Below are 24,170 nucleotides of genomic sequence, written 5' to 3'. Positions count from 1 at the left end.
GGCCGGAAGCTGATATATGCCGGGCTTCGACCCAGAGACACTGCCGCCACTGCGTCGTCAAACGTAGATACAGCCTTCGCTCTGTGGGCCTGCCGCGGGCGGTCTTGCACCGTCGGCCAGTCGGCCCGCAGAGACGACAGCAGCCAGCGAGTCCAGCGCGTCGTGGTTTCCGAGGTAGGTGTCGCGGTGGTCGCCGACGGTGACGCTACAGGCCTCAACCGCCGCGATGTTTGCTTCCCGACGCTGTCGGGGGTCGTCGACGTTCTTGTACCCCTCGCGGTAGCAGCCCAGCCAGCCGAACGTCGCAGCGGGGTACACCTCGGCGACGAGCGTCTCGGCGTCCCAGCCCTCCATCGGTACGACGGCTGTTTCCTCGTCGTCTCGCAGTTTTCCGAGCACGTCCCGGACGCCGTAGAAGGTCATACTGCGCGTCCGATTCGTGTAAGGACACAGCGCGCCGCGTCGGAAGTCCGTCTCCCGGCGCAGGTCACGGCTGCCGGTCGCCATCTCGGCGGTGTGCCGACAGGCCTCCGAAAGCGACCCCGGGTCGGTCGGGCCGCTGCCGCTCGCAAGCCAGTCGACGAAGCCGTCCCAGGTTCCGCCGCATTGTGCGTCAAGTAGCGCCTGTGGTAGACTGAACGGGAAATCCAGCCCGACAGCGCCCACATCATTGTCGGTGATGCGGTCGAGGAGGCCGGCGTGGGCCGCCTCGCGGTCCCGGCCCCACTCGTCGGTCCCGCGGTAGCACCGTTGAATCGTCAGCCCGTCGTCCGTTGGTATCGCCTCGGTAACCCAGAGCGCGTCGCCAGCGCTTGCTGCGCCGCTGAAATCCGCCCCGAGGACGCGTTCACTCATACACCTGAGTACGCTGGTGACGGCATCAATGTTGGGACTGGCAAGACGGGGTAACCCCGGCCCCGTCCGTAAGGGGTTTGTCCCCGACGGACCAACGAAATACTATGCCAGCCACTATGGAGGTCGTCTGCACGGACGACAGCTGCGAACTCGACATGTTCGAGATGCACTACACGTACGATATGCCGGACGATGTCGAACTCGCGGCGTTCTCCTGCCCGTACTGTGGCGGAACGGACTGCCTCGACGAAGTGGAACTATGATGCGAGACATCGGCTCCTCTATCAGCGACGCGATATTCGAGAACATCGGGCGGGCCGCCGGCCGGGTCCAGGAGAACAAGCCGCTGGCCTCGGACCTGCTGGAGTCAGACGATGCCTACCTCGTCGTCTTCGACGCGCCCGGCACGACGGCGTCGGACATCCAGGTCCGGTACGTCGACGACCGCGTGGAGGTCCGTATCGACCGCTTCCGCGATTTCTACGATGGATTCGAAATGCGCTACCCGGGCCGCGGGCTCGCACTCGACGGGAGCGTCACGCTGCCGAGCGATGCCGCTGTCGACCCGGAGACAGCGCAGGCGACGCTCAAGAGTAACGGCACGCTCCACGTCCGCGTCCCGAAAGCCGACACGGACCACGACGAGGACGAAGCAACGGATGTCGGCGTTGCAACCGATGATAGCGGGACTGCTGAGGTGACTGACGCGGATGCAGACAGCGAAACGGCTGATGTTGAAGACGTGACCGACGCAGCTGACGAGGGCGAAGACGACGACGCCTGATCCTTCTGTATACTCCTTCTCACAGCGTATTCACTCGTTCCAGTCACGCGTCGGGCCGTCCAGCGCGGCGAATTCTTCGAAGCCGTCGAACCGTGTCGGGTCGACGCGACCAGGCAAGTGTTCTGAAAGCGGGTTCGGGCGATTGAGAACGTCTGCGGCGAGATAGTTGCCCATCGCCGGCGCGCGCATGAGTCCGTGGCCCTGCCAGCCAGTGGCTACCCAGAGTCCGTCGGCGACCTGCCCGGCCAGCGGCGCGCCGTCGGGTGTCGCCGTACACAGGCCGGCCCAGGCTCGGTCACAGGCTGGCGTGAGCGCCGCCGTCTGCTCGACCCGGTTGAGGCTCCGAGTGACGAACTCGGCGTCCGCGTCCGGGTTCCAGTCCGTCGGGTCGACCTCGTGTGCGCCGTTGCCGACCAGCAGTGCGTCGGCTTTCGGCCGCCAGTAGAACTCTCGTGTCGCGTCGTAGAACGACGGCAGTGTGGCATCGACCGGTTCGGTCACGAGGGCCTGCGCTCGGTAGGCTTTCAGCGCGAGCGAGACGCCGACATCGGCGACGAGCGGCTTCGTTTGCGGGCCGGCCGCGACGACCACCGCGTCGAACGCCCGAGCCTCGTTCGCTGTTTCGACGGTCGCCGGCGAATCGAGGGAGACCGGGGTGCCAGTCTCGATGGTCGCACCCGCTTCGCGGGCTGTTTCGGCGAGCGTCGCCACCACCTCGTCTGGGTCGAGTACGCCGGCGTCGCGGGCGAGGCCAGCCACCTCGATGCCGCTGGTCTCGAGTGCGGGGTAGCGGTCGCCGAGTGCCGCCGGTGTGAGCGCCTCGACCCTGACGCCGTTTTCCTGCATCTGCGTGATCTGCTCGCGGACGGCCGTGGCGTCGCTTTCCGTGCGCGCGACCCAGACGTAGGGCTGGGCCTCGAACAGGCCCATGTCACGGTAGCGAGCGAGTGCGTCCGCGGCCACGGCGGCGTCCACGTCATCAGCGAACGCGTCGTAACAGAGGCCGGCCGCCCGGCCGCTCGCGCCGCTCCCGAGCGTATCACGTTCAAATACCGTGACCGATGCACCGCGGCGAACCAGTGCTAGCGCGGTCGACAGGCCAACGGCCCCACCGCCAACGACGGCGACGTTCATTTACGAGAGGAAGGGGTCGAGTCCACGCGCCGGGTAGCCGACAATCGTGTCGACACCGATGTCGTGGAGTCGCTTGGTTCGCTCGGCGACTGTCTCGACGGAGCCGACGAGCGCGTAATCGCGGATAGCCTGTTTGAGTACGTCTCTAGCCCGACCCGTCGCTCGGCTGTCCGTCGGCGCGCCGTCGGGCAGTGCGTTCCGAACCGGGCCGCGCCGGGCCGTGTAGTCGCCGACGGCGTCCAGCATCGCGTCCTCGCTGTTCGAGAGCACCAGCGGGGCGTACACGGCAATCGAACCGTCGAAGCCCGCCGTCCGGAGCGTCCGAACATCGCGGGCGGTCGTCCGCGAGAGAAGTTCGTACTGTGTGCCTCCGACTGCCAGCGCGAGTCGCTCGATGCCCTCGGTACCGACCCACGGATTGCTGGTATCGTCGACGGCCGCCCGTAACCGCGGTGCGACGGCCCGTGCGGCCTCATCATCTGAGAGATACGCGCTGTGGCCGGCAACCAGCACGTGTCCCGCATCTGCCGGCAGCGTGTCGAACCCGCTGTCATCGCCCAGCGGGTCGAAGCCGTTGGCCCGGACCGGCGTGGTGACGCGTACGTTGGCAGTCGATGCAAGTCGCTCGATAACGTCCGTCTCTGGGACGTGGGCCGCTCCCTCGTAGTCGATTGCGAGCGTCTCAACATCGAGGGCTGTCGCCTGCGACACGTCCACTTCTGTCGGCTTGAGTGCCACCGCGTCGATGCCGGCGGCCGCCAGTGTCGCACCGGTAAGCGTGGTCATCCAGTACGCCACCAATGCCTCGGGGTTGGAAAATTCTGTCGCTCTCGGCCCCGCTCCAGCCGGCTCTGTGTTACTCAGCTTCGTCGCGCACGCTCGGCGGCAAATCGTCGTCCGGCTCCATGTACCGGTCCGGTTCGGGCGGCACCCGCCAGTCGGTCGCGAGTTCGAGCAACTGGACGAGCATCCGTGCCGTCGCACCCCAGACAGTGTAGCCGTCGACGTAGAAGAAGTGGAGCCGAATCTCGCCGTAGTGGGGGTGGTCGCGGTGCTCTGACTCGTAGTTGTCCAGATCAGTCAGCTCCGACACCGGGAGGGTGACTATTTCCGCAACTTCCTCGTCCGAGGGTAGGTAGTCGCGGTCTGGAATCCGCCCGACGAATGGACGCACGGAGTAGCGCGTGATGGTCCGGATATCGTCCAGTCGGCCGAGGACATTGACCGCCAGCGGGTCGAGCCCGATCTCCTCGTTTGCTTCCCGAAGTGCAGTCCGAAGCAAATCATCATCTTCAGGTTCGCGACCGCCGCCGGGGAACGACATCTGTCCGGGGTGGTCCGACAGGTGGTCAGCGCGTTTCGTGAACAGTATCGCCTCGCCCGCAGGTCGCGTGACGACCGGAGCGATGACGGCCGCCTCCTGTGGCTCGTCGTCCACGACGACTGGCTCGTGGGCCGCGACCCGGTCAAACTGCATAGCTTGTAATAGGTGATGGACTGTATTAATTCGGGTGGCTCACTCGTGTGAACTAACTGATTTAATTATGTGGGATTTTGGAGCGTCGGGCTCACACGTCGTCCAGACGGTCGCGGAGGCCGTCCATTTCGACATTCTCCCAGGCTTCGATGTCGTAGCTCACGTCAAGCAGTGTCTCGACGCGGTCCTCGTCGCCGTTCTTGACGGCCATCACCGCATCCTCTCGGAAGCGGGTCTTGACGGCCTCAATGACGGCGTCGCGTGCGAGGTCGCGGGCCGGCACGTCCATAATGTGGGGGAGATCAGCCGCCCCGTCGGGCAGGGCCGGGAACGCGACCGGACCGACGACCAGCAGCGTCTCGTCGGTATCGGCGGCGTGGTCGTCAACGGCGACGAGGTGGTACGAGTCGATAGCGCCGTCGATGGCCGCAGCAACCGCGTCCGGGTCGGCGTCGATGCCCTGCTTGAATGCGAGTTCGCCGCAGGCATCGACGAGCTCCGCGCTGGTGAGCGAACCGAAGAGGTCGACGACGCCAGCCAGCTCGTCCGGTGGCAGGTCCATACAGGTGACGCGGCACCGAGTGGCTTCAGCCTTTAGGCTCGGGCGGCACTCGGCAGCCGGCCATTGAGGTGTAGCGACACCATCGCGACGAGGACGACGAGCAACGCGACGCCCATGCCGCGAAGCAGCGTCGGAAACGTGACGCCGGCGTCAAGTAGCCGTCCGACAAGCGCACTCCCGGGGGCCTGCATCACCATCATCCCCGCGCCGTATGTGGCGTAGGCGCTTGCGCGGTGACGGTCCGGGAGCGAGCCGAGCAGGTACGCGTCCACCGCCGGGAAGATGCTGTGGATGACGTAGCCGACGATAACGCTGAACGCGGCCAGCGACCAGAACCCGGTCAGCGACGGCAACACCAGCACGCAGCCGGTAAATGCCGCAAGTATCGTCAGCAGGTACGGAATCGACGGGAGCCGGTCGGCCAGCCGACCACTGACGTAGAAGGCCGGCACGCCGGCACCGAACGCGAGCAACAGGAGCGTCCGACCCGACCCCGCGGACAGGCCGACGCTCGTGGCGTATGTGACATAGAAATTGAACAGCCCGTTCCAGACCAATCCCGCGACGCCGATGGTAGCGACGCTGGTGACAATGATGTGCCACTGGGCACGCGCCGCGCCGAGGAGGTCGCGGTCTTTGCTCCCGGCGTCTGGAAGCTGGGCGCGTCTCGCGATGATAGTGAACGCGACGGTTACCACTCCCGCGGCGACAGCTATCCCTTGCAGCGCGGTTCGCCATGTCCCGACGACGAGCACGAAAGAGATCAGCGCCGGCGCGCCGACGGCGGCGAGCTGGGCGGCGACGCCGTGTTGCCCGAGCGCGCGACCGGGCCGCTCCGGGAACAGCTCACTGACCAGCGTGTTCGCTGCGGTCAGGTAGACGCCGCTTGCAAGCCCCATAGTGAACGCGCCGACGAGCAACAACGTCGGGTCGAACGCGAACGCGGTGAACGTCGTTCCAAGCGTCAACACGACCCCGGAGCCGAAGATGACCTTCGCCCGCGATATCCGGGTCAGCAGGACGCCGGTGGGGAGCCGTGGGAGGGCGCTCCCGGCCCAGGCCATCGTTGCGAGCAGTCCGAGTGTCGCATCGGATGCTCCCGTTGTCGCCCGAATCGGCTCGATAAGCGGTGCAAAGACGACTCTGCCGAGGTTGATGCAGAACACCATCCCAAGCAGCGAGCCAAAGATGCGGCGACGTGACACGACCGGCGATAGAGCGGAAAACCTGAACAACGTTCCGGAACGCCGCCACGGGGTTTTTACACGCGGGTAGCACACTGGCAGGTATGGACTCAGTGAGGAAGGCCCTCCGGGCCGGCGATGTCGAGAAGGACAACTACGGACGGCTCTCCTGTACCAGCTGTGACGAGCCGCTTGCGACGGAGAACGACCCGGACGAGGTCGGGAAAGTGCGCGTCTGCCCCGAGTGCGACGGCAAGTGGAAGGAACTCAGCTAGCTACTCAAAGACGGCGTCGAACGCGTCAGCACCGAGTGGCTCGTATCGGCCCGCATCGACGTTCTCCCGGGCGTGTTCGACCGACCCCGTGCCGACCAGCGAGCAGGTCACGCCCGGCGCACTGCGTGCGAAGTTAATCGCGCGCTGCGCGCTCGTTTCACCCGAGAGCTTCGCCGCTACGTCGTCCGGGAGTTCCGCGGCTAGCTGTCCCTGCATGATGGAGGCGCTGGTGAACACGTCTAACCCGGCCTCGTGCGCGAACCAGAGCGCCGACTGTGGCCCCTCCGCGCCGTCGTGAGACTCGACCGTGAACGCGTCGGCCATCGCAACGTTGAACGGCAACTGAATCGCGCGGAGATGCGTCGCCGCGTTGCCGACCGTCTCTGCCGCGGCGCGGGCGCGCTCAACGATCTCTGGAAGCGAGAGGTGGCTGTCGTGGTCGGCGGGCACGCGGAACGCCTCCCACGTCGCGACGCCGTACTGGTTGATATCGCCGGCCGCCGCCCGTTCCTCCAACTGTTCGAAGGTCGCCTCCAGCTGGTCGTACACCGCTTCACGGGAGTTCACTTTCAGTTGCGTCTCCGGATTGTGGACGTAGTAGAGGTCGATGGTATCCAGTCCGAGATTCGTCAGCGACCGGTCGATCTGATCGTCAATGTAGTCGGGCGCAATGCAGTGCTGGCCGGCAACGAGGTCGTCGCGGTCGACGATGCCGGTGTCGAGGTACTCCGACCGGACGAACGCGCCGGGGTCAGTCGGGCGCGCCCCGTCAAATGGGATGAACCCCCCTTTCGTCGCAACAGCGATTGCCTTACGGTCCACGTCGGCGTCCGCGACGGCGTCGCCAACGACACGCTCGGAGCGCTGGTGGCGGTAGTTTATTGCTGTGTCGACGACGTTGATGCCGGATTCGAGCGCCGTGACGATGGCGTCGTGGTAGCTCGCGTCCCGCTCGTCGGTCGGGTCGCCGAGGTACGTGCCGATGCCGATGCTGGAGACGACGCCGTCGCCGAACCGGCGGTAGAACGTGCGTGCGAACTCGTCGTGGTCGTCCCGGTACGCCCAGGTCGCCTCCCGTGTAGCCATACCGGCTGTTGGTCGGGTAGTAACAAAAGGGCAGAGATTCATCCCGGTCGGCGACCGCGCACAGGTCGCCTGTTACAGTTCGCCGCTCATCGCATCGAACACCCGTTCGCGGAAGTCGTCACGGGAGACGCCATCGCTGGGACCGAGGCCGGCCATGTGCTTGACCGGGACTTTCCCGCCGCCCATCCGCGCGTGACCGCCGCCTTCGGCCATCGGGATATCGTCGACGACAGCCTCTATCGCCCGGCCGATGTGGACGCGGTCGTCCCGGGAGCGCCCGGCGATGCGCATGGTTCCCTCCTTCTCGCCGACGATGACGACTGCCGAGACGCCCTCTAACGTCTCCAGCTCGTCCGCCGCCTGTGGAATCGCATCCGTGTTTGACACCTCGCCCACATCGCTGAACGCGTAGGGCGCTCGCACCTCCCGTTTCCCGATGGCCCGGGATTTCACGTCGAGGACTTCGGCATCGACCTGGGGGTTTGCGATGCGGTTGAGGAGGTCGCTGTCCATCCCATCGTAGAGGAACGCGGCAGCCGCGAAGTCCTCAGACTGACACCCGTTTGTCAGCGACCGGGTGTCCGACTGAATCCCGTACATCAGCCCCGTTGCCAGCGCACAGGGGACGGTTTCTGCCGGTGCTGCGTCGATATCGATACTCCCGGTCCCCTGTGTGTCGCTGAACTCAAATTCTAGCTGATTGAAGTAGCTTGCGAAGATGGTCGCACAGGCCCCGTAGTCGGACCGGATGTCGGTGAACTCGTCGCCGCTGCCGTTGCCGGGGTGATGGTCGATGACGGCGACCGGTTCGACCTCCTCGGCACCGGGGAAGCCGCGTGCCGTGTTGTGGTCGACGAGGACGACGGCCTCTCCGTCGATGTCTTCGACAGTTTCGATGTGGCCGAAATCAAGATCCAGCACCGTCTGGAAGGCCCGGTTCTCCGGGCGGCGTATCTCCCCGGGGTACAGCAGCGACGCTGACGTATCGGTGCCGGCGACGAGCTGGCTGACGGCCAGAGCCGAGGCCATCGCGTCCGGGTCCGGGTTCGGGTGCATCAACACTGCGATCCGGTCGTAGCCGGTCAGCGTCCGACGCAGTCGCTCGCCGGGCGTTCGGCTGAGATACCGACGCACCCAGATACCGGCACCGAGGAGGGCGAGGAGGACCACAGCGACACCAGCGATCAGCAGGGGGTTCTCGCTAGCGACCGCCGCGGCGGCGTCAACCTGGAGTCCGCCGACGGCAACGCGTGTCATACCACGCTGTTCGCCAGCCTATCAGTAATAAAGTTCGCCCCGATAGGGCTAATTTTGCCGGTATTCTCGGACGGCGTCGCGGTACCCTTCCCGGAATGTCGGGTACTCGAATTCATATCCCAGTTCGTGGAGTCGGTCGTTCGAGCATCGCTTGCTCGTCTGAATACGGCGCTTTGCGGTCTCTGAGAGGCTCTCGTCGGCGAGTCGTTCTTCGGTCGTCTGTTTCGGCGGGAACGAGACATCACACTGCTCGGCCAGCCAGTCGGCAAAGGCCCACTTTTCGACTGGTTTGTCGTCGACGACCAGCACGACTTCGTCACGGTGGTTCTCGGTCAGGAGGTGGCGCACGGCACCGGCTGCGTCGGCCCGGTGGACCATGTTCAGGTAGCCGGCCGTCACCGGCCCTTCCAGATACCGATCCAGTCGGTAGCGGTCCGGGCCATACAGGCCGGCGAAGCGAGCGACCGAGCCGTGGCCGCCGTATTCCACGGGACGCTCGCGGGCGACCCGCTCCGCTTCGGCCAGCACTTCGGTCTTCTCGGTCTGTGGGTCCAGCGGCGTCTCCTCATCGACCCACGCGCCGCCGTGGTCGCCGTAGACACCGGTACTGGAAGTGTACACCAGTCGCTCGGGCGGGTCGGCCCGCGACCAGAAGTGGTCGATAGCTGTCCGGAGGCCCTCGACGTACACCTCGCGGGCGGCCTCGGCACCCCTGCCGCCGGAGCTTGCGGCGAAGACGAGCCAGTCGGCATCCGGCACCGCCGACAGCGACTCGGGATCGGTTACGTCGGCCCGGACCGCCTCGAAGCCGGCGTCCTCGATAGCCGCGATGCCGCCATCGGACCGGCGAACGCCAACGACCTCGTAGTCGTCTTGCAACTGCCGCCCGAGTTCGAGGCCGACGTAGCCACAACCCAGAATGGCGACGCGCTCCGTCACCGCTTTTCCCCCTCGATGTGACTGTGCAAGAGGGCATACTCGGCCAGTGTCACCGGGTAGCGGCCCTCGATTTTCTGCTGGATTTCCTTTGGCTCCAGTTCGTCGTCGATACCGGAGGCGAGAGACTCAACGTCCATGACAGCCGTCGTCATCCCCATAAGGAGGATATCCTGTGCTTCGGCCTGTAGTGCGTCCGCGTCCGGCCGGTTCGGCCCGGTCGCCAGCACAGCGACCGCCTCATCAAGCGTCCGGTCGGCGATATCGCCGTCGGCGAACGCTGTCACTGTCGCTTGGTCGAGACCGGTCTCGGCGACGATTTCCTCAACGCCGACTGTCTCGACTGTCTCGGCCAGCACGGTGCCGTAGGCCGTCAGTAACTCCTCGGGGGACTGCTCGCCAGCGTCCGGAAACTCGCCTCGAAGCATGGGCATCGGTATGGCCCCGGGGTATTTTACTTCGGTTATGCGGCCCGGGGTCAGGAGCCTGCGTCCGGCCACCCACTCGATTCTTCCACACCGTTGCCGCCCTTGTCACCGACCCCGCGCGGTTTGGGTGGCACGACGACGACAACGCCCGTCTCGGCTCGGAACGAGACGCGGTCGGCGGTTCCCAATCGCTCGCCTGTGCCGTCGCCGTCCACGTCGAGCGTGACGTTGTGCCCGTCACGCGCATAGGTGGTCCGTGCGCCTGGCTCGCTCGGCGGACCATGACTCGCGGAGACGGCGAACCGTGCGTACTCGCCCTCCACAGTCACCCACCAGATGTTCGCCGTCGCGTACCAGGGGGTAACTGGCGGTGCCAGCGGGAGGCCCGCTGGGAGCCTGTCCGTTCCGAGCCGCTTCTTCGCGAGCTGCTGGACCTTCTGTTCGCCGGCATTCGCCAGAGCGCTGCTCAGTTCGTCTTTCGCAACGGACCGCACCGCCGAGGCCGTCCCGTTCGTCGACTCCAGCGTCGGTCTGGTCGCCGGCGTATCGACCGAAAGCAGTTGCAGGCGGAGGCGGTCGCGTTCGACCCGCGTGAGGTTCAGTCGGGCACCGGCGACGCGGGCGACCCGTTCCTGAGCGGAGCCGTTGGTCAGCGCCAGTGCTCTGGCCGCTGATGTTTCCCACGGCGACATCGCTTCAGTGACAATCGCCTTGCTCTCGTCCTGTTCAGCCTCAGTGTGCTGGGAGACTGCCAGCCAGAGTGTCGTCGTCATCTCCGTGTTGGCCGCCGCAACCTCCCGCTGGAGTGCGTCGCGTTCCGCGGTGAGCGTGGCGTTCGACCCGTTTTTGAGTGTCTCGTTTGCGGCTGCGAGTGTGTTCGCCGCCGTTGCGAGGCGTACTCTGTCACCACTCTCGAATGCACCGCCAACGATGGCGTCGGCGGCGTCGCCGTAGGGGACCGTGAACACGTTCGCGTTCCGCGCCACCAGCGGATGCTCGCTTCCGTCCAGCGCGCGATACCGGCGCTCGTCCAGTTCGGCCAGCGTCAGATATGGCGTCTGCGTATCGACCCGTGTCCTGACGGGACCGGCCGGGCCGACTGGCACTGGGCGTGACCGGGGGACGCGCGTCTCACGGGCGGCCAACCCTTTCCGGAGGGCACGCAGCGACCCCTCGGTGCGGTCCGTTAGCTGTGCGTCGACTCGCTTCCGGTTACTGTCCCGAGCCGAGGCCTGCCTATCTAGCTCCGCCAACACTGCATTCAGATAGGTCAGCCGGGCCGCGACGCGGGCCTTCTGGGCCGCGCTGTCGTAGGTGTCCGGCACGGCCGCAAGGGTAGCACGACGCTGTCCGACCCGTTCTCGGAGTTCCTGCGGAGGATTCGTCTCGAAGGTCCCGACACGTCCGCGCTCAACGGTGACGGTCGTGTTACGGACTGACGCCCGCAGACTCATCAGGTCCCGATACACCCAGTTCCGCAGCTCTGGCGGTTGGTCAGCCGTCACTGTCGCCTCTGTCCGGCTGAGGCTGTCGTCGACGACTCGCTCGGCCACTCCGTCCCGACCCCCGGCGTGACTGACGAGCACGTCCATTGCTTTCGGCTCCACGTCGGCAAGGTTCGACCCGTTCAGCGGACTCGGGCTGGCGTCGTGTGCGGTCCGAATCGAGCGGTTCGGTGCCGGTGAACGGCCGTGATGGCGGCCGACGACGGCGACGGTCACGCGATAGCGCATGGTGCTTGACGTCGTTGTGCGCTGGCGAACGGACCCGTTCTGCCAGACGGCGGTCCGTGTGTACTGGCGCTCGACAGTCCGGCTGAACGTCTCCAAAGTATGCCAACTGTCCGGCGTTGCAACGCGACCGCTGGCGTTCCCGACTGTCTTTGTAGCGGTGGTCGTCCGGTCGGCGACCAGTGTCCAGTCGGTGCCCGGCGACGACGGCGTCCCCGGCGGCCCCCCGCCCAGTCGATGTTTGTCGGTTTCCAGCGCTACCTCGACCGTGTATGCGTCTTCGAGCGTCTCGTTGAGCGCTGACGGCTTGGTGACGGACCGGAACGCGGTGTCGGCCGTCTCGTTGACGCCAACGGTCATCGAATCGGTCGAGCTTGGACCCGTTGTGGATTTCGAACGCGGCGGTGTCTCACTGATCGGCTTGTACTGGGCTTGGCCGACCACATCGCTGGAGACAGCGGTTCCCCTGCTGCCCCGAATTATGTCTTTGATTCCGGTCACCGCTGTTGCCTCTTTCAGCGCACGGCGACCCGCCGGGTCACTCCGGCCGAAGGTCGACCGCTGGACGCCGAGCAGTGCGCCGTTCGCCGCCAGCGAGACGTGCCGGTTTGCGACGACGTTTTCGATGCCAGCGCCGCCGTATTGCGCGTACCCCCTCGCCCACGCCATCGGGTACAGCCGCGCTGTCATCCGCTGGCTCAGGCCTGGCTTGTCCAGACCGTTGTTCAACCGCGTCTGGTAGGTTGACACCTGGTCGTGGAGCATGACCGCCTGGTTCGGAACGACGACGGTCGGCGACACGCGCCGCGTCGAAACCACTGCGCCGTTGCGCCGAACCGTCAGGACGACATCCTCGACCGTCGCCCGCATCGCGGTTTTGTTCGGCCCAGCACGTTCGACCGAGACGCGGCGTTTCGCCGCTCGGAGACCGCGCATGTTAGAAACCGCCGGCAGGCTGGCGGTCACGGTCACGTCACCGCTTCGGCCGGAGACGCGCTCCAGTTGGTCCGCGACCCGGAGATAGGCGCGGATTCTGAGCGCGTCCCGAAACGCTGTCGAGTCGTTCAGGACCCGACCAGCGGGTGTGTTGGCCGGCGTGATGACTGGGTTCGCCGCTGCCTGCTGGCCAGCCGTCGAGACGCCGTCCCGCACGGCGACCTGTGTCTCCGCCGTGGCCTCGTCAAGTGCCCGCTCAACGGCTGTTTCGCTTGGAGCCGGTTCGCTGACGAACGTTGGGGCCAGCGTGAGACTGCTCACCAGCAGGAGAACGCCGAGCAACGCGAAGGGGACGCGGCCGCGAGTGTCGTCTCTCACGGTGACCACGTCCTGACAGTCACGCGGACACGACTCGTTCGGACGGCGCTGGCGGCGTCTGCTGGCGAGTCGTACCGCGACCGCATATCGGTCCGAAGCCGAGCGGCGAGGGCCGCGGTCAGGTCGCGGTTCATCTCGACTGTCGACTGTCGCTTAACGGCAACGTTCGTCCCTGTCAGGTCGGCCATGCGCTCGTACCGCGTGGCCATCAGCACGTCTGCGGGGTAATCGCCGCGGAGGGCGTACCGCGACTGTGTCGGCGGGAACAGGCCGTCGACAACACTCCGGGCCACGACCGTCGCCACACCGTCGTAACCACCAGTCTTCGCCGCTTCCCGGGCCGGCTCCGAGACGTTCTCCATCCCGCTCGGGACGGTCACCGTCGCCGCTCGAACGTCTACAGTATCCGGCGGCCGGTTGCCGACGCGGTACTCCCCGCTGACTGGCGCACCGGGATACGGTGCCCAAGTGACGCGGGCGGACGTTCGATGCCCGCGGCTGTGGAGTCTGTCACGCGTCGCCGCAGCGACTCGTGACTCAAAGTCCGTGCCGGCGCTCGATACTCGCTCGCCCCCCACGGTGACGCTGCTCATCGCCGCCTCACCGAGCAGTTCCGCGACGGTCCCGTGGCTCGTCCGTTGCCGTCGCGTGGCGTGGTCGGGTGGCCTGCGGTGCTCTGACGGTGGGACGAGCAAATCATACTCGACGCTCGCGGTGCTCGTCGCCAGCGTCGACGCTTGCTCGGCCGCAGGGTTTGTGGTCGTCGCCGGGTTCTCGACCCCGACACCGCTCACAAGGGTCCCCGCGGCCGCACCGATGAGCAGGAGGAACACCGTCACGTCGGCGACGGCACTCATTGCTCGGGTCATCGCCACACTCGCACGGTGAGCGTTCCACGACGGACTGTCCCCGGCCCGACTTGTACGCTCACTGTTCTGGTTTCGGTGTCGGCGCTGGTCGGTGGCTCCCGGCCACCACTCCATCGCTCGCCGGTCATCGCCGTGATGGTCGCGTTCCCGTGGTAGTTCGCTGGCACCGCATCGAGCGCGTTGTCGAGCCCTTTGGGCCGAACGACACCGGCCGATGAGAGCCGTTGTTCCACAGCATCCGCGGTCGGCGTGGCGATGTTGCGGTCGTCGTCCAACGTTCCGAACGCATCGTCCAGCACGCCGGCATACAGCGATACGCCAAGCGTGACGGCGAAAACGGCAACGAGCACGGCGACAGGTTCGGTCGTCCCGCTATCCGACGATGGTGACATCGGTCCCTCCCCAGGCGACGTGCCTGATGGTCAGCCGGTCTGGAGCTGGTCGCCACCCGTCGTGCTTAGTCCGAGCCCGGCGGGTGTCCCGACGGAAAGCGTCGGGCGAATCGTACACCGCCTGTGGCCGCCCCCCGTTCACCACAGCCTGTAGCCGGTCGGTTCGCGCTGGGACAGCCGTTTGAATCAGTCGCGCGGTGGCTGTCCCGCCGTCGTTGCGAAGACGGACTTCACGGCCGTCGAACGCCCACTCCGTAGCGATGAGTCGTCGATGTGTGACGGACCCGGGCGGGCTAGTCGTGACTTCATCGATAGTTGCGGCCGCCGCCGTCGCGTCCGGCGGTGCGGTCGTCGGCAGGCTGGCGACGACCCCAAGAACGGCCACGCTCACTGTTCCCAACCCGACCCAGAGGTACAGCGTATCGACGTGCGTCTCGAACATGGAACGGCTTGGCCGCGTTCTCCGATTTAAACACTCAGACCAGCAGCCCGGTGGCGACGACGGCGACGAAGAAAGTGGCCGTGGCCGACAGGAGCGCCAGGCCGGTTCGGTAGCCAACGAGCGCGCGGTCGAGACCCCGATGCAGGCCCGTCGATAGCGCCGTCAACAAAACAGCCAAAACGAGCACGTACCAGCCGATAACCGGGCCCAGCAACGCACTCGGAACGATGGCGAACTGCTCGCCGCCGCCCATCGACCCAGCCAGCGCGACGGTCGCGCCGCCGACCAGTGGCCCGAACAACGCGGCGGTGTTCGACAGCGTCTCGGTAATCTGCGAAAGGTCGCGGCGCGTCTCACGCTCGATGGTCCGGAGTGCGTCCAGATGCTCACCCATCGTCGTCACGGACGCTCCCGCTGGTGGCCCGATTGCTGCGGCTGTATCCAGCAGCGTCGCCACCCGACGAGCCCGATGGCTCGGAACATCAGCGAGCGCGCCGCCGGGACCCAGAAACGCCCCCTCGACGCTGGTGCCGAGACGCTCCTGACGCGCGACGGCGGCTTCGATGACGGCGCTGGTCGGTTTTGAAGTCTCGTCGACAGCCTCGACGAGCGCGGCTTCGACCGACTGGCCGCGGTCCAGCCGTCGACCGACAGCCGACAGCGCGTTCGGGAGGCCCGCTTCGATGTCGGTAATTCGATCACGGACCTCGGCGACGGGTCGGTAGTAGCTGACGAGCGCGCTCCCGACGCCGGCCCCGAGTGCCCCGATGGGAGACGCCCACGCAGCGACGAGCGCGCCGGCAAGGAGCCATCCCCCGATTCCGGCGACGATGCCGCCCGCGATTGACGGGAGCACCGATGCCGGCACGTCCGGATGGCTCCGCGGGATTGTCGCCGGCGGGAACGCGACTGGTCGCTGTCCCAGGAGCCAGCAGCAAGCGACCAGCAGCGCGGCGGGCAAAATAACGCCGTAGGTCCCGACCAGCACGGGGGCGGTCACAGGCACACCCGCGGCAGCGGCGGCGGGCAACAGTGACGCCATCGCCAGCGGCAAGAGAACACCAAACGCGTACAGGCCAGTCGCCGGACCACGGAGTGAGGCCGCAAAGGCCGCCATCTCATCGCGCGTCCCATCAAGGATGCATCGTCGTGCGCGTTCGAGCACTTCGGGCCGCTCCTTGGCTGGAGCCGCTGTCGCGTTTTCGACCAGCCCGACCGAACGTTCCAGCGCCGGGAACCGGTCGCTCCATGACGCCGCGAACGTTCCCAGACCACTCTGTGGCGTACCTGCGGCTCGCTGTCGGTGGTAGTGCAGCCGTCTGGCAAGCAGGCTGTCTCCGGTCCGTCCAGCGAACGCCGCCGCCCGCTCAGCGCTGGGCCACAGCGTCGCGCCGAGCACTAAGGTCGTGACGAGCGACGGTGCGGCCCCCAGCGTTCGGATGCGCTTCGCCTCCGCGGCAAAGGGGACACCGTACCGTCCCAGCGCTCCGACACCCAGGGACAGGGCGAGGAACCCGAGACTGACAGTCGTCGCCAGCGGTCCGGTCACCGCCACAGCGACGAGCAATGCGAGCAGGGAGCCACACACCGCAACGGCGTAGCTCGCCGTCAGCAGTGTCTCAGGCGGAGCCGAAACCGAGAGCAACTGATACGCTCGTCGGTAGTCATCTGGCACCTCAACAGTGCCCGGGCAGGCCGCAACGAGCGCGGTTGTGAGCCGTGTGGCTGATGCCGTGTTCGCGTCATCATGGGCGTCGTCTGAACCGCTGGCGTGGCTCACGGCTGGACCTCGTCTGTGTGTGGTTCGTTCCCACGCGTCTTGACAGCCACCGACTCCTCGAATTGTTCGGTTCGCGTCTCGATAGCGTCGAGGACCTCTGCGTAGGACTCACCGGGCGCGGCGAGTGACTCCACCAGACGGCTGTTACCCCGCTCCAGACGACCAGTTGCTGTTGCTGTCGACCCGTTACGCTCGTAGAGCATCTCAAAAGTGACATCGTCACTGTGAGAGACGATTTCCGCGATAGAAGCGATACCGCGGCCGTGTTCCGACGTGGGCGGAGCCAGCGTCACGACGAGGTCCGTCACGGCAAACGACTGGACAGGGACACCGAGGTCCGACACCAGTCGTTCCTGAACGGCGTCGGGGCCGTTGCCGTGAATCGTTCCGAGGACGGCCCCGTCGCCGCCACCGACACGCATCGCCTCGTAGAGAACGCTGGCCTCCTCACCGCGGACCTCCCCAACGGCGAGCGCGCCTTCGCCGAGTCGGAGCGCGGTCCGCAGGGCCTCTGTCGCATTGACTGACGGGCCGTCCCCGCTGGCGGTCCGAAGTGCCTGCACGTCCCGTCCGTCGGACTGCAGTGACGCCGCCGGAAGTTCGGGCGTGTCTTCGATCAGGATGGTCCGGACCTCGTGGGGAAGCTCCCAGAGCAACGCCCCGAGTGTCGTCGTCTTGCCCGCGCCGCGAGGGCCGGCGACGAGGCAAGCCCCGCCCCGCTCCGCGACGACAGAGAGCAATCCAGCGACGGCGGCTGGCATCGTCCCGTTGTCGACGAAGTCGGCCAGCCGCCATACGTCGCTGTCGTGGGCGCGAAAGGCGAAGGCAAGGCCGTTACTGACCGGTTCGCTCACACCGGCGACGCGAATCTGCCGGTCAGCCACCGTTGCTGTCGCATCGAGCGTCGGATTCGCTCGCGAGAATGCCCGGCCGCTCGACCGTCTGAACGTCGACGCCAGTGTGTTCGCGCCCGACGGCGTCAGGCGGATATTCGTTCGCATGGTTTCACCGTCACAGCGCACTTGGAGCCGGGTGTCGCTCACCGGGGCAGTCGCGAACACGTCTGACACCCGCTGATCGGCGAAAATATCTTCGAGAATCCCGAGCCCGCCCGTGTGTTTCTCCAGTACTGCCCCGACAACGGTTGCCGACGATGGCTCGACGGCAACCGCGTTCGCTGCACTGTACGGGTGACAGCCGCCGTCGGCGGCAGCGGTCGCGACTCGCTCGTACGCCCTGACAAGCGTCTCCATCGTGTCCGCGTCGAACCGCTGTTCGCGGGGCTCGATATGATACATCGATAGTTGGTCACCGCCCGTGTTGTATCTCCGAACGACGGCCTCTGTCGGGAGCGTTTGCTGGTCCCGGAGAGTCGCATCGGCCGGCGGCGCTGCACCGACACGGGCGTCGCTAACCGTTGGCCCAGTGTAGGCAGTGAGTGCCTGTTCGCTGGTGTCGAAGCTTTCTGTGGCGACCGCCAACCCGGTCTCCGCTGCCAGGTCAGCGACCGGTCCCGCTCGGCCGACTGCCTCCGCGGCGGCAGCGACGGGGTCCCGGCGAGCGCGGTCTGCGAGGCGGTCGTCCAGCGAGGCAACTCTGGTTGCAAACCGGCCAGCCGCGGTGAGCACCGCCGCCGCCCGGTCGCTGTACATCCGTTCCTGTCCGGCTTGCTCCGTAACGACGGTATCGACACTAGCCGAAGAGAGCGAACCGATGACTGTCGCCCGGCAGTCAGCCGACGCGGCGAGGTCGCCACCGCCCGGACACTCGCCCGCTGTCATCACCAGCCGCCCGCCCTCGATAGCCGTTTCACAACGACACTCGGGCGCTGTCGATGATCCAAAGAGCCACTCACGCATGGCCACTCCTCGCCGCGGCTTCGGACTTAAACCGATGGACCATTACCACTCGCTGGCCATCCGACCGCGTCAGCACGAACACCAGCTGATGTGTGCCGGGTTCTTCTAGCCGGTCGGTCCCCGCTGTCGTTCGGATCGGGATGCCGACCAGCTGTTCGGTCTGTTTCCGGGACTCAACTGTCCAGGTCGCGACGCCGACACCGGCCCGCTCTGTGAACTGCAGCCGCCTGACACCGGCGTTCGTGTAGGTACGTGCGGGGAGTCGTAACTCCACCGCGCGTCGGGCGTCGCCGTTCGGCGTCGCGTCGTCAGTCTCGACCAGCATCGTCAATTCGGCTCCTAGTTCGTCCAGTTGTCGCTCCATCGTACCGCTGGCTGCGTCCGCTCGGGCCGTCGACAGTGCCGGCGCTGTTGCACCGATAAGTGCTGTCATGACCGCGACAGCGAGGACCAGCCGGTATATCACAGCAGCGCACGGATACGTCCGATAACGCCCGCGTCCAAGTCCTCACTTTCGTCCGAGTCGCCGCCGTCAGTGATGGCAGAGAAATCAGTCTGTGCCTCCGCCGTGAGGCCAGTTGTGGCGCTCGTCTCTGTGTGGTCGTCGGCCGGCGAACTCGAAAGGGCCTGTGTGCTCCCCGTCCGTCGCTGGTCGGTCCCCGCCGCCGGGTCAGATACCGACGGCGATGCCAGTTCCTCGTCGAGTCGGACCTCCAGTCGGTCGGTCGCCGCCAGCGCCGCGTCAGCGCGCTGTTCGACATCTTCGTTGACCGAACGGATGTTCCCCACGTACCCGCGGAGGGCCTGCGTGGCTGCTTCGAGTTCCGCCGTCCGCTCGTCGATGTCGGCGAGACGCCCCTCGACGGTGTCCATGCGGTTCTCCAGTTCTGCGAGTTCCGTTACCTCCGGGAACTCCGTCGTTCCGTCCGTGACCGCGCGTTCGACCGTACGGAGCCGCTCCGCCAGCGTTTCGATATCTGTCATGCCCGGCGCTGGTCCCGTACTAGTATTTGAACGCTCGGACAGGGCACTACGGGAAACGCGTCGGCCACTGACTGACGGTACTCTTCCGCCTCACCCGCTCATGCCGAGGATGAACAGCGCGAGGACGACGGAGATGAGCAGGGTTGCAAGGATAAGCAACGCGACGACTGTGACTGACGAGAGCGCTTCCTCGTCGGAGCGGAATTTGCGCAGTGGCATGGTGGTGAAATCCGATAGTGGCTTTTCCTCAACTAGCACCGGCGCTGGGTCGGTAGCTGTATCAAACCAATCAGATTACTAAACTGTATGCGTTTTTACTCGGTTCGACTGAGTTGTGGTCTCGAACGCGCCAGTACCTGACCCGGAGCCAGCGAACGTTTATGTTGGATGCCGTGCCCACGCCGTCCTATGGCCGATAGCGACCAGGTGAAAGCGGCACTCTCGGCGCTCGCTGATGGAAATGGTGACAGCGACGACGGGGACAAGTCGATCCGAGCGGCTGACCGAGAGGACGATAGTAGCACAGGTCGGATAGGAGCCCACGAGACGGGCGGTAACGCTGACTACCGGACGGTCATTGAGCGAGCGACTCGGGCAACCGACGATCTAGACGAAGCGGTCGCCTTCGTCGAGACGCTCGGCGTCGGTCAACTCGAAGCGGCCGTCGCGCAGGCCGAACACGAGGTGAGCGGGTTGGCAGACGAGGGACGGGCGGCTTTGCGAGCGTTCCGGCGGTACCGGGACGCTGCGGCGGGACCCAGTGATGGGTCGTAGCCAGCGGATCGAACACAGCACAGTCAACCACTTTCACTCCGCTCACGATACCCCTTTAGGTGGCGCTGGCTTACGAGTGGGCAAATGACTCGGGTGATACACACCGGCGATACTCACGTCGGGTATCAGCAGTACAACGTCCCCGACCGACGGGACGACTTCCTCGATGCGTTCCGGCAGGTGGTCCGGGACGCTATCGCGGACGACGCTGACGCCGTCGTCCACGCCGGTGACCTGTTCCACGACCGCCGCCCGGCCCTGACTGACATCATGGGTACGCTGACCGTTCTCGAAGAACTCTCTGAAGCCGGTATTCCATTCCTTGCTGTCGTGGGTAACCACGAAGCCAAGCGGGACGCCCAGTGGCTCGACCTGTACGAGTCACTCGGCCTGGCGACGCGACTCGACGACGAACCGACCGTCATCGGCGATACTGCCTTCTACGGCCTCGACTTCGTCCCGCGCTCGCAACGCGACGACCTCGACTACGACTTCGGCCCCCACGATGCCGACAGCGCTGCGCTGGTCACTCACGGCCTGTTCCAGCCCTTCGACTACGGCGACTGGGATGCCGAAGAAATTCTGACCGAGTCGTCGGTCGAATTCGACGCGATGTTGCTCGGCGACAACCACGACCCCGGTAAACAGCAGGTCGAGGACGCCTGGGTCACCTACTGCGGGTCGACCGAGCGCGCGAGTGCAAGCGAGCGCGCGGACCGCGGCTACAACATCGTCACCTTCGACGACGAGGTCCGTATCACCCGTCGCGGTCTCGACACTCGCGAGTTCGTCTTTGTCGACGTAGACCTCGGGCCCAAGGAAGGTGTCGAGCGTGTCCGGAGCCGCGTCGGCCAGCACGACCTGGAGGATGCCGTCGTCATCGTCTCTATCAGCGGCGACGGCGACCCGGTCACCCCGGCCAGCGTCGAATCGTTCGCGCTCGATCGGGGGGCGCTCGTGGCTCGCGTCACTGACCACCGGGAAATCACGGCCGAGGAGCGAGAAACCGATATCAGCTTCGCCGACCCGGACGACGCCGTCACCGAACGTGTCCGCGACCTCGGACTGAGCGAGGCCGCCCACGACATCGACGAGACGATCCGGGCCTCGAAGGTCGCTGACGCGAACGTCAAAGACGAGGTCGAACGGCACGTTCGTGAGCTGCTCAGTGAGGATTCGGATGCGCTTGAAGCCGACACGGATGCGGCTGCGAGCGGCGGGACGGCCGATGCGGAAGCGAACACAGACACGGCTGAGGACGACACCGACGACGGAGCGGCAGTGAACGAGGCCGACGACAAGGCACCGGTAGACGGGGCCGATGACGACGGCCAGGCGAGCGTCGAGGAGTTCCTGTAATGGAGGGTCAACAATGAAATTCCAGCGCGTCAAGCTATCCAATTTCAAGTGTTACGACGATGCCGACCTGCGACTTGACAACGGCGTGACCGTCATCCACGGACTCAACGGGAGCGGGAAATCATCTTTGCTTGAAGCCTGCTTCTTCGCGCTGTACGGCTCGAAGGCACTGGATGAGAATCTCGGCGACGTGGTTACCATCGGAGCCGACGACTGTACCGTCGAACTGTGGTTCTCCCACGCCGGTGGCGACTATCATCTCACGCGCCGGGTCCGCGCGACCGGAGCACAACCGACGACGGCGAAGTGTGTGCTGGAGACACCTGAAGGAAACTATGAGGGGGCGCGCGACGTGCGCCGACGCATTACCGAACTCTTGCGGATGGACAGCGAGGCGTTCGTCAACTGCGCCTACGTCCGTCAGGGCGAGGTGAACAAGCTCATCAACGCCTCCCCCGGCGACCGTCAGGATATGCTCGACGACCTCCTGCAACTGGGGAAACTGGAGGCGTACCGCGAGCGGGCCAGCGACGCCCGCGTCGGCGTCGGTCGGGTACGCGACGACAAGCAGGGGGCACTCTCACAACTCGACGAGCAGATTCAGGAGAAAGAAGAAAAGGACCTCCACGAGCGCCTGAACGGCCTCGAAACGAAGGAATCAGAGCTGCAAGACGAGATCGAACACATTGAGGACCAGAAGGCCACCGCCGAGGAGACGCTCACGCAGGCCGAGTCCGTCCTCGAAGAGTACGAAGAGAAACGCGACGAACTGTCGACCCTCGAAGCCGACATCGAGGATCTGGAAGCGACTATCACCGAGACGGAGACGGAACGAACCGAGCTCAAAGAGCAGGTCAGCGACCTACAGGACCAGCGCGAGTCGTTGCGAGAGGACCTCTCGGAAACAGTGGCCGAAACCGACCTCGACAGTTCGGAGCCGGACCCCGAAACCGTCGATGCGCGGCTTGACGAACTGCAGTCCCGCGATGACGAACTGCAGAGCCGCATCGAGGACCAGCGGGTCGATGCGAAGGATCACAGCAGCACCGCCGACGCGCTGGCCGAGAGCGCTGCCGACCTCGAATCCCGGGCCGAGGACAAGCGTGAAGAAGCCGCCGAACTGGAAACAGACATCGAAGCTGCGCGGGAGACTATCGCCGAGCGCCGGGAGCAGATCAGCGACATCGACGACCAGATCGCCGATCTCGAAGCCAGGTTCGAGAACGCGCCGACCGACCGTGACGGGTCGCAGTCGTACAAAGAATCCGTCGCCAGTGACCTCGATAACACCCGACAGCAGGTGACCGAACTGGAGACGAAACTGGAGAGCGAGCGCGAGTCGCTCGCGGAAGCCGAGGCGCTGCTGGAGGCCGGCAAGTGCCCCGAGTGCGGGCAGGACGTGGCCGAGTCACCGCACGTCGACTCTATTGAGGACGACCGTGATCGGATTGCCGAGCTAGAGGAGTTGCTCGCGGACGCTCGTGAGGATGTCTCGGACCTGAAGTCTGAGCACGAGACCGCGACGGAACTGGTCGAGACAGCGGACGAGCTATCGACGCTTGAGAACAACCGTTCGAACATCGTCCAGCTCGTCGAAGAGAAAGAAGCGGGGCTGGATGCGGACCAGGAGCGCATCCAGACGCTCCGCGAAGAAGCAACAGCACATGAGTCCGAGGCTGAGACGAAACGCGAGAAAGCCGCCGAAGCCCGCGAGCAGGCCGAGGACTGTCGCTCGGTCGTCGCCGAGTGTAATCAGGAGCGCCAGCAGGTCAAACAATCGATAGAGAACCTAGAGCGGGTCGAAGACCTGCTTGCGAAGATCGATGACTGCGACGACGACATCGAACGCCTGCGAGAGAAGCGCAGTCAGCAGGCCGAACTGAACGACCAGCGCCGCGACCAGCTCGCGGAGAAGCGCGAGCGCAAGCAGGATCTGGCTGAGTCGTTCGACGAGGACCGCATCGAAGCGGCTCGAAGCGAGAAGCAGCGGGCGAAAAAGTACATCGAACAGGCAGCGGAGGCACTGACGGAGAAACGCGAGAAACGCGACGAACTCCAGAACGCTATCGGTGGCGTCACGAACGAAATCGAGGAACTGGAGTCGCTGCGAGACCGGCGCGAAGACCTCGAAGCGACACTGGAGAGACTCGAAACGCTATACGAGGAAACCGAGGAGCTACAGGAGATGTACGGGACGCTCCGGGCAGAGCTGCGCCAGCGCAACGTCGAGACACTCGAACGGATGCTCAACCAGACGTTCGACCTGGTGTACCAGAACGACTCGTACTCCCACATCGAACTCGACGGGCAGTATCAGCTGACGGTGTACCAGAAGGACGGCGAGCCGCTGGAGCCCGAACAGCTCTCCGGCGGCGAACGGGCGCTATTCAACCTCAGCCTGCGGTGTGCCATCTACCGACTACTCGCCGAAGGCATCGAAGGGGCCGCGCCGATGCCGCCGCTCATCCTCGACGAACCGACAGTGTTCCTCGATTCAGGCCACGTCACGCAACTCCTTGACCTCGTTGAGTACATGCGCGATGAGGTCGGCGTTGAGCAGATTCTCGTGGTCAGTCACGACGAGGAACTGGTCGGTGCGGCGGACGACCTCGTCCGCGTCGAGAAAGACGCCACGACCAATCGCTCGCGGGTCGAACGGGTCGAAGCGACGGTCGCGGAACTGGCCTGA

Annotated in this window: 25 protein-coding genes; 6 read left to right on the top strand and 19 right to left on the bottom strand. The window is 65.6% G+C overall.

Going from position 1 to position 24,170, the window contains the following annotated elements; all coding sequences use genetic code 11:
• Positions 1-57 precede the first annotated feature (57 nt).
• Positions 58-855, bottom strand: a complete 798-nt coding sequence (locus tag BDK61_RS14335; protein ID WP_007188785.1) for a DUF429 domain-containing protein — start codon at positions 853-855, stop codon at positions 58-60.
• Positions 856-959: 104 nt separating this feature from the next.
• Here BDK61_RS14335 and BDK61_RS23485 point away from each other — a divergent pair, with 104 nt between their 5' ends.
• On the top strand, positions 960-1,118 hold the full coding sequence (locus tag BDK61_RS23485) for a DUF7559 family protein (RefSeq protein ID WP_004517194.1): 159 nt from the start codon (positions 960-962) through the stop codon (positions 1,116-1,118).
• On the top strand, positions 1,115-1,639 hold the full coding sequence (locus tag BDK61_RS14330) for an Hsp20/alpha crystallin family protein (protein WP_004957992.1): 525 nt from the start codon (positions 1,115-1,117) through the stop codon (positions 1,637-1,639). Before BDK61_RS23485 ends, BDK61_RS14330 begins: the two co-directional genes overlap by 4 nt.
• Before the next feature lie 30 nt (positions 1,640-1,669).
• Here BDK61_RS14330 and BDK61_RS14325 read toward each other — a convergent pair whose 3' ends face one another.
• From BDK61_RS14325 to BDK61_RS14305, 5 genes are all read right to left on the bottom strand, one after another.
• The gene (locus BDK61_RS14325) at positions 1,670-2,773 is read right to left on the bottom strand and encodes an NAD(P)/FAD-dependent oxidoreductase (RefSeq protein ID WP_121303571.1); all 1,104 of its coding nucleotides are present in this window, start codon (positions 2,771-2,773) and stop codon (positions 1,670-1,672) included.
• A complete protein-coding gene (locus BDK61_RS14320; protein WP_121303570.1) occupies positions 2,774-3,559 on the bottom strand; it encodes a DUF7388 family protein in 786 nt (261 codons plus the stop codon).
• Between the two features lie 70 nt (positions 3,560-3,629).
• Entirely contained in the window at positions 3,630-4,250 is a 621-nt protein-coding gene (locus BDK61_RS14315; RefSeq protein ID WP_004957985.1) for an NUDIX hydrolase, read from the bottom strand.
• 91 nt (positions 4,251-4,341) lie between these two features.
• On the bottom strand, positions 4,342-4,812 hold the full coding sequence (locus tag BDK61_RS14310) for a DUF7109 family protein (protein ID WP_121303569.1): 471 nt from the start codon (positions 4,810-4,812) through the stop codon (positions 4,342-4,344).
• Positions 4,813-4,844: 32 nt separating this feature from the next.
• On the bottom strand, positions 4,845-5,981 hold the full coding sequence (locus BDK61_RS14305; protein ID WP_004957982.1) for an MFS transporter: 1,137 nt from the start codon (positions 5,979-5,981) through the stop codon (positions 4,845-4,847).
• Between the two features lie 119 nt (positions 5,982-6,100).
• On the opposite strand from BDK61_RS14305, the gene BDK61_RS23480 reads away from it, so the two are divergent.
• The gene (locus BDK61_RS23480) at positions 6,101-6,271 is read left to right on the top strand and encodes an HVO_0758 family zinc finger protein (RefSeq protein WP_004517187.1); all 171 of its coding nucleotides are present in this window, start codon (positions 6,101-6,103) and stop codon (positions 6,269-6,271) included.
• On the opposite strand, the gene BDK61_RS14300 is transcribed toward BDK61_RS23480, so the two are convergent.
• The 13 genes from BDK61_RS14300 to BDK61_RS24225 form a co-directional block, all read right to left on the bottom strand.
• Positions 6,272-7,357 (bottom strand): aldo/keto reductase, encoded by a 1,086-nt coding sequence (locus BDK61_RS14300; RefSeq protein WP_121303568.1) that lies wholly within the window; start codon positions 7,355-7,357, stop codon positions 6,272-6,274.
• Between the two features lie 72 nt (positions 7,358-7,429).
• Positions 7,430-8,614: a DHH family phosphoesterase gene (locus tag BDK61_RS14295; RefSeq protein WP_121303567.1), complete on the bottom strand. Its 1,185-nt coding sequence runs from the start codon at positions 8,612-8,614 to the stop codon at positions 7,430-7,432.
• Positions 8,615-8,662: 48 nt separating this feature from the next.
• Complete coding sequence (locus BDK61_RS14290) at positions 8,663-9,553, bottom strand: SDR family oxidoreductase (protein ID WP_121303566.1); 891 nt, start codon at positions 9,551-9,553, stop codon at positions 8,663-8,665.
• The gene (locus tag BDK61_RS14285) at positions 9,550-9,978 is read right to left on the bottom strand and encodes a DUF5791 family protein (RefSeq protein ID WP_007188794.1); all 429 of its coding nucleotides are present in this window, start codon (positions 9,976-9,978) and stop codon (positions 9,550-9,552) included. The genes BDK61_RS14290 and BDK61_RS14285 overlap by 4 nt, the downstream gene beginning before the upstream one ends.
• Before the next feature lie 50 nt (positions 9,979-10,028).
• On the bottom strand, positions 10,029-13,031 hold the full coding sequence (locus BDK61_RS14280) for a DUF7286 family protein (RefSeq protein ID WP_121303565.1): 3,003 nt from the start codon (positions 13,029-13,031) through the stop codon (positions 10,029-10,031).
• Positions 13,019-13,879 carry a DUF7284 family protein gene (locus BDK61_RS14275; RefSeq protein ID WP_121303946.1) on the bottom strand — a complete coding sequence of 287 codons (861 nt, stop codon included), beginning with the start codon at positions 13,877-13,879 and terminating at the stop codon, positions 13,019-13,021. Before BDK61_RS14275 ends, BDK61_RS14280 begins: the two co-directional genes overlap by 13 nt.
• Positions 13,880-13,887: 8 nt before the next feature.
• The gene (locus BDK61_RS14270; protein WP_011223884.1) at positions 13,888-14,283 is read right to left on the bottom strand and encodes a DUF7285 family protein; all 396 of its coding nucleotides are present in this window, start codon (positions 14,281-14,283) and stop codon (positions 13,888-13,890) included.
• Positions 14,264-14,725 (bottom strand): DUF7283 family protein, encoded by a 462-nt coding sequence (locus BDK61_RS14265; RefSeq protein WP_121303564.1) that lies wholly within the window; start codon positions 14,723-14,725, stop codon positions 14,264-14,266. Before BDK61_RS14265 ends, BDK61_RS14270 begins: the two co-directional genes overlap by 20 nt.
• A gap of 34 nt (positions 14,726-14,759) precedes the next feature.
• A complete protein-coding gene (locus tag BDK61_RS14260; RefSeq protein ID WP_121303563.1) occupies positions 14,760-16,505 on the bottom strand; it encodes a type II secretion system F family protein in 1,746 nt (581 codons plus the stop codon).
• Complete coding sequence (locus BDK61_RS14255; RefSeq protein WP_121303562.1) at positions 16,502-18,364, bottom strand: ATPase, T2SS/T4P/T4SS family; 1,863 nt, start codon at positions 18,362-18,364, stop codon at positions 16,502-16,504. The genes BDK61_RS14260 and BDK61_RS14255 overlap by 4 nt, the downstream gene beginning before the upstream one ends.
• On the bottom strand, positions 18,357-18,830 hold the full coding sequence (locus tag BDK61_RS14250; protein ID WP_004957958.1) for a DUF7311 family protein: 474 nt from the start codon (positions 18,828-18,830) through the stop codon (positions 18,357-18,359). The genes BDK61_RS14255 and BDK61_RS14250 overlap by 8 nt, the downstream gene beginning before the upstream one ends.
• Positions 18,827-19,348: a DUF7310 family coiled-coil domain-containing protein gene (locus BDK61_RS14245; protein ID WP_004957956.1), complete on the bottom strand. Its 522-nt coding sequence runs from the start codon at positions 19,346-19,348 to the stop codon at positions 18,827-18,829. The genes BDK61_RS14250 and BDK61_RS14245 overlap by 4 nt, the downstream gene beginning before the upstream one ends.
• Positions 19,349-19,438: 90 nt before the next feature.
• Entirely contained in the window at positions 19,439-19,567 is a 129-nt protein-coding gene (locus BDK61_RS24225) for a hypothetical protein (protein ID WP_004957955.1), read from the bottom strand.
• A gap of 189 nt (positions 19,568-19,756) precedes the next feature.
• Between BDK61_RS24225 and BDK61_RS14240 the strand changes: the two genes are divergently transcribed.
• From BDK61_RS14240 to rad50, 3 genes are all read left to right on the top strand, one after another.
• The gene (locus BDK61_RS14240; protein ID WP_004957953.1) at positions 19,757-20,122 is read left to right on the top strand and encodes a hypothetical protein; all 366 of its coding nucleotides are present in this window, start codon (positions 19,757-19,759) and stop codon (positions 20,120-20,122) included.
• Between the two features lie 84 nt (positions 20,123-20,206).
• Positions 20,207-21,481, top strand: coding sequence for a DNA double-strand break repair protein Mre11 (gene mre11 / locus BDK61_RS14235; RefSeq protein ID WP_121303561.1), 1,275 nt, complete (start codon positions 20,207-20,209; stop codon positions 21,479-21,481).
• 13 nt (positions 21,482-21,494) lie between these two features.
• Positions 21,495-24,170, top strand: coding sequence for a DNA double-strand break repair ATPase Rad50 (gene rad50, locus BDK61_RS14230; protein ID WP_121303560.1), 2,676 nt, complete (start codon positions 21,495-21,497; stop codon positions 24,168-24,170).

Origin of the sequence: Haloarcula quadrata, from assembly GCF_003634715.1 — an archaeon.
Taxonomy (GTDB): Archaea; Halobacteriota; Halobacteria; order Halobacteriales; family Haloarculaceae; genus Haloarcula; species Haloarcula marismortui.
Note: the sequence above shows the minus strand (reverse complement) of the source record. Positions and strands in the feature narration are given on the sequence as shown.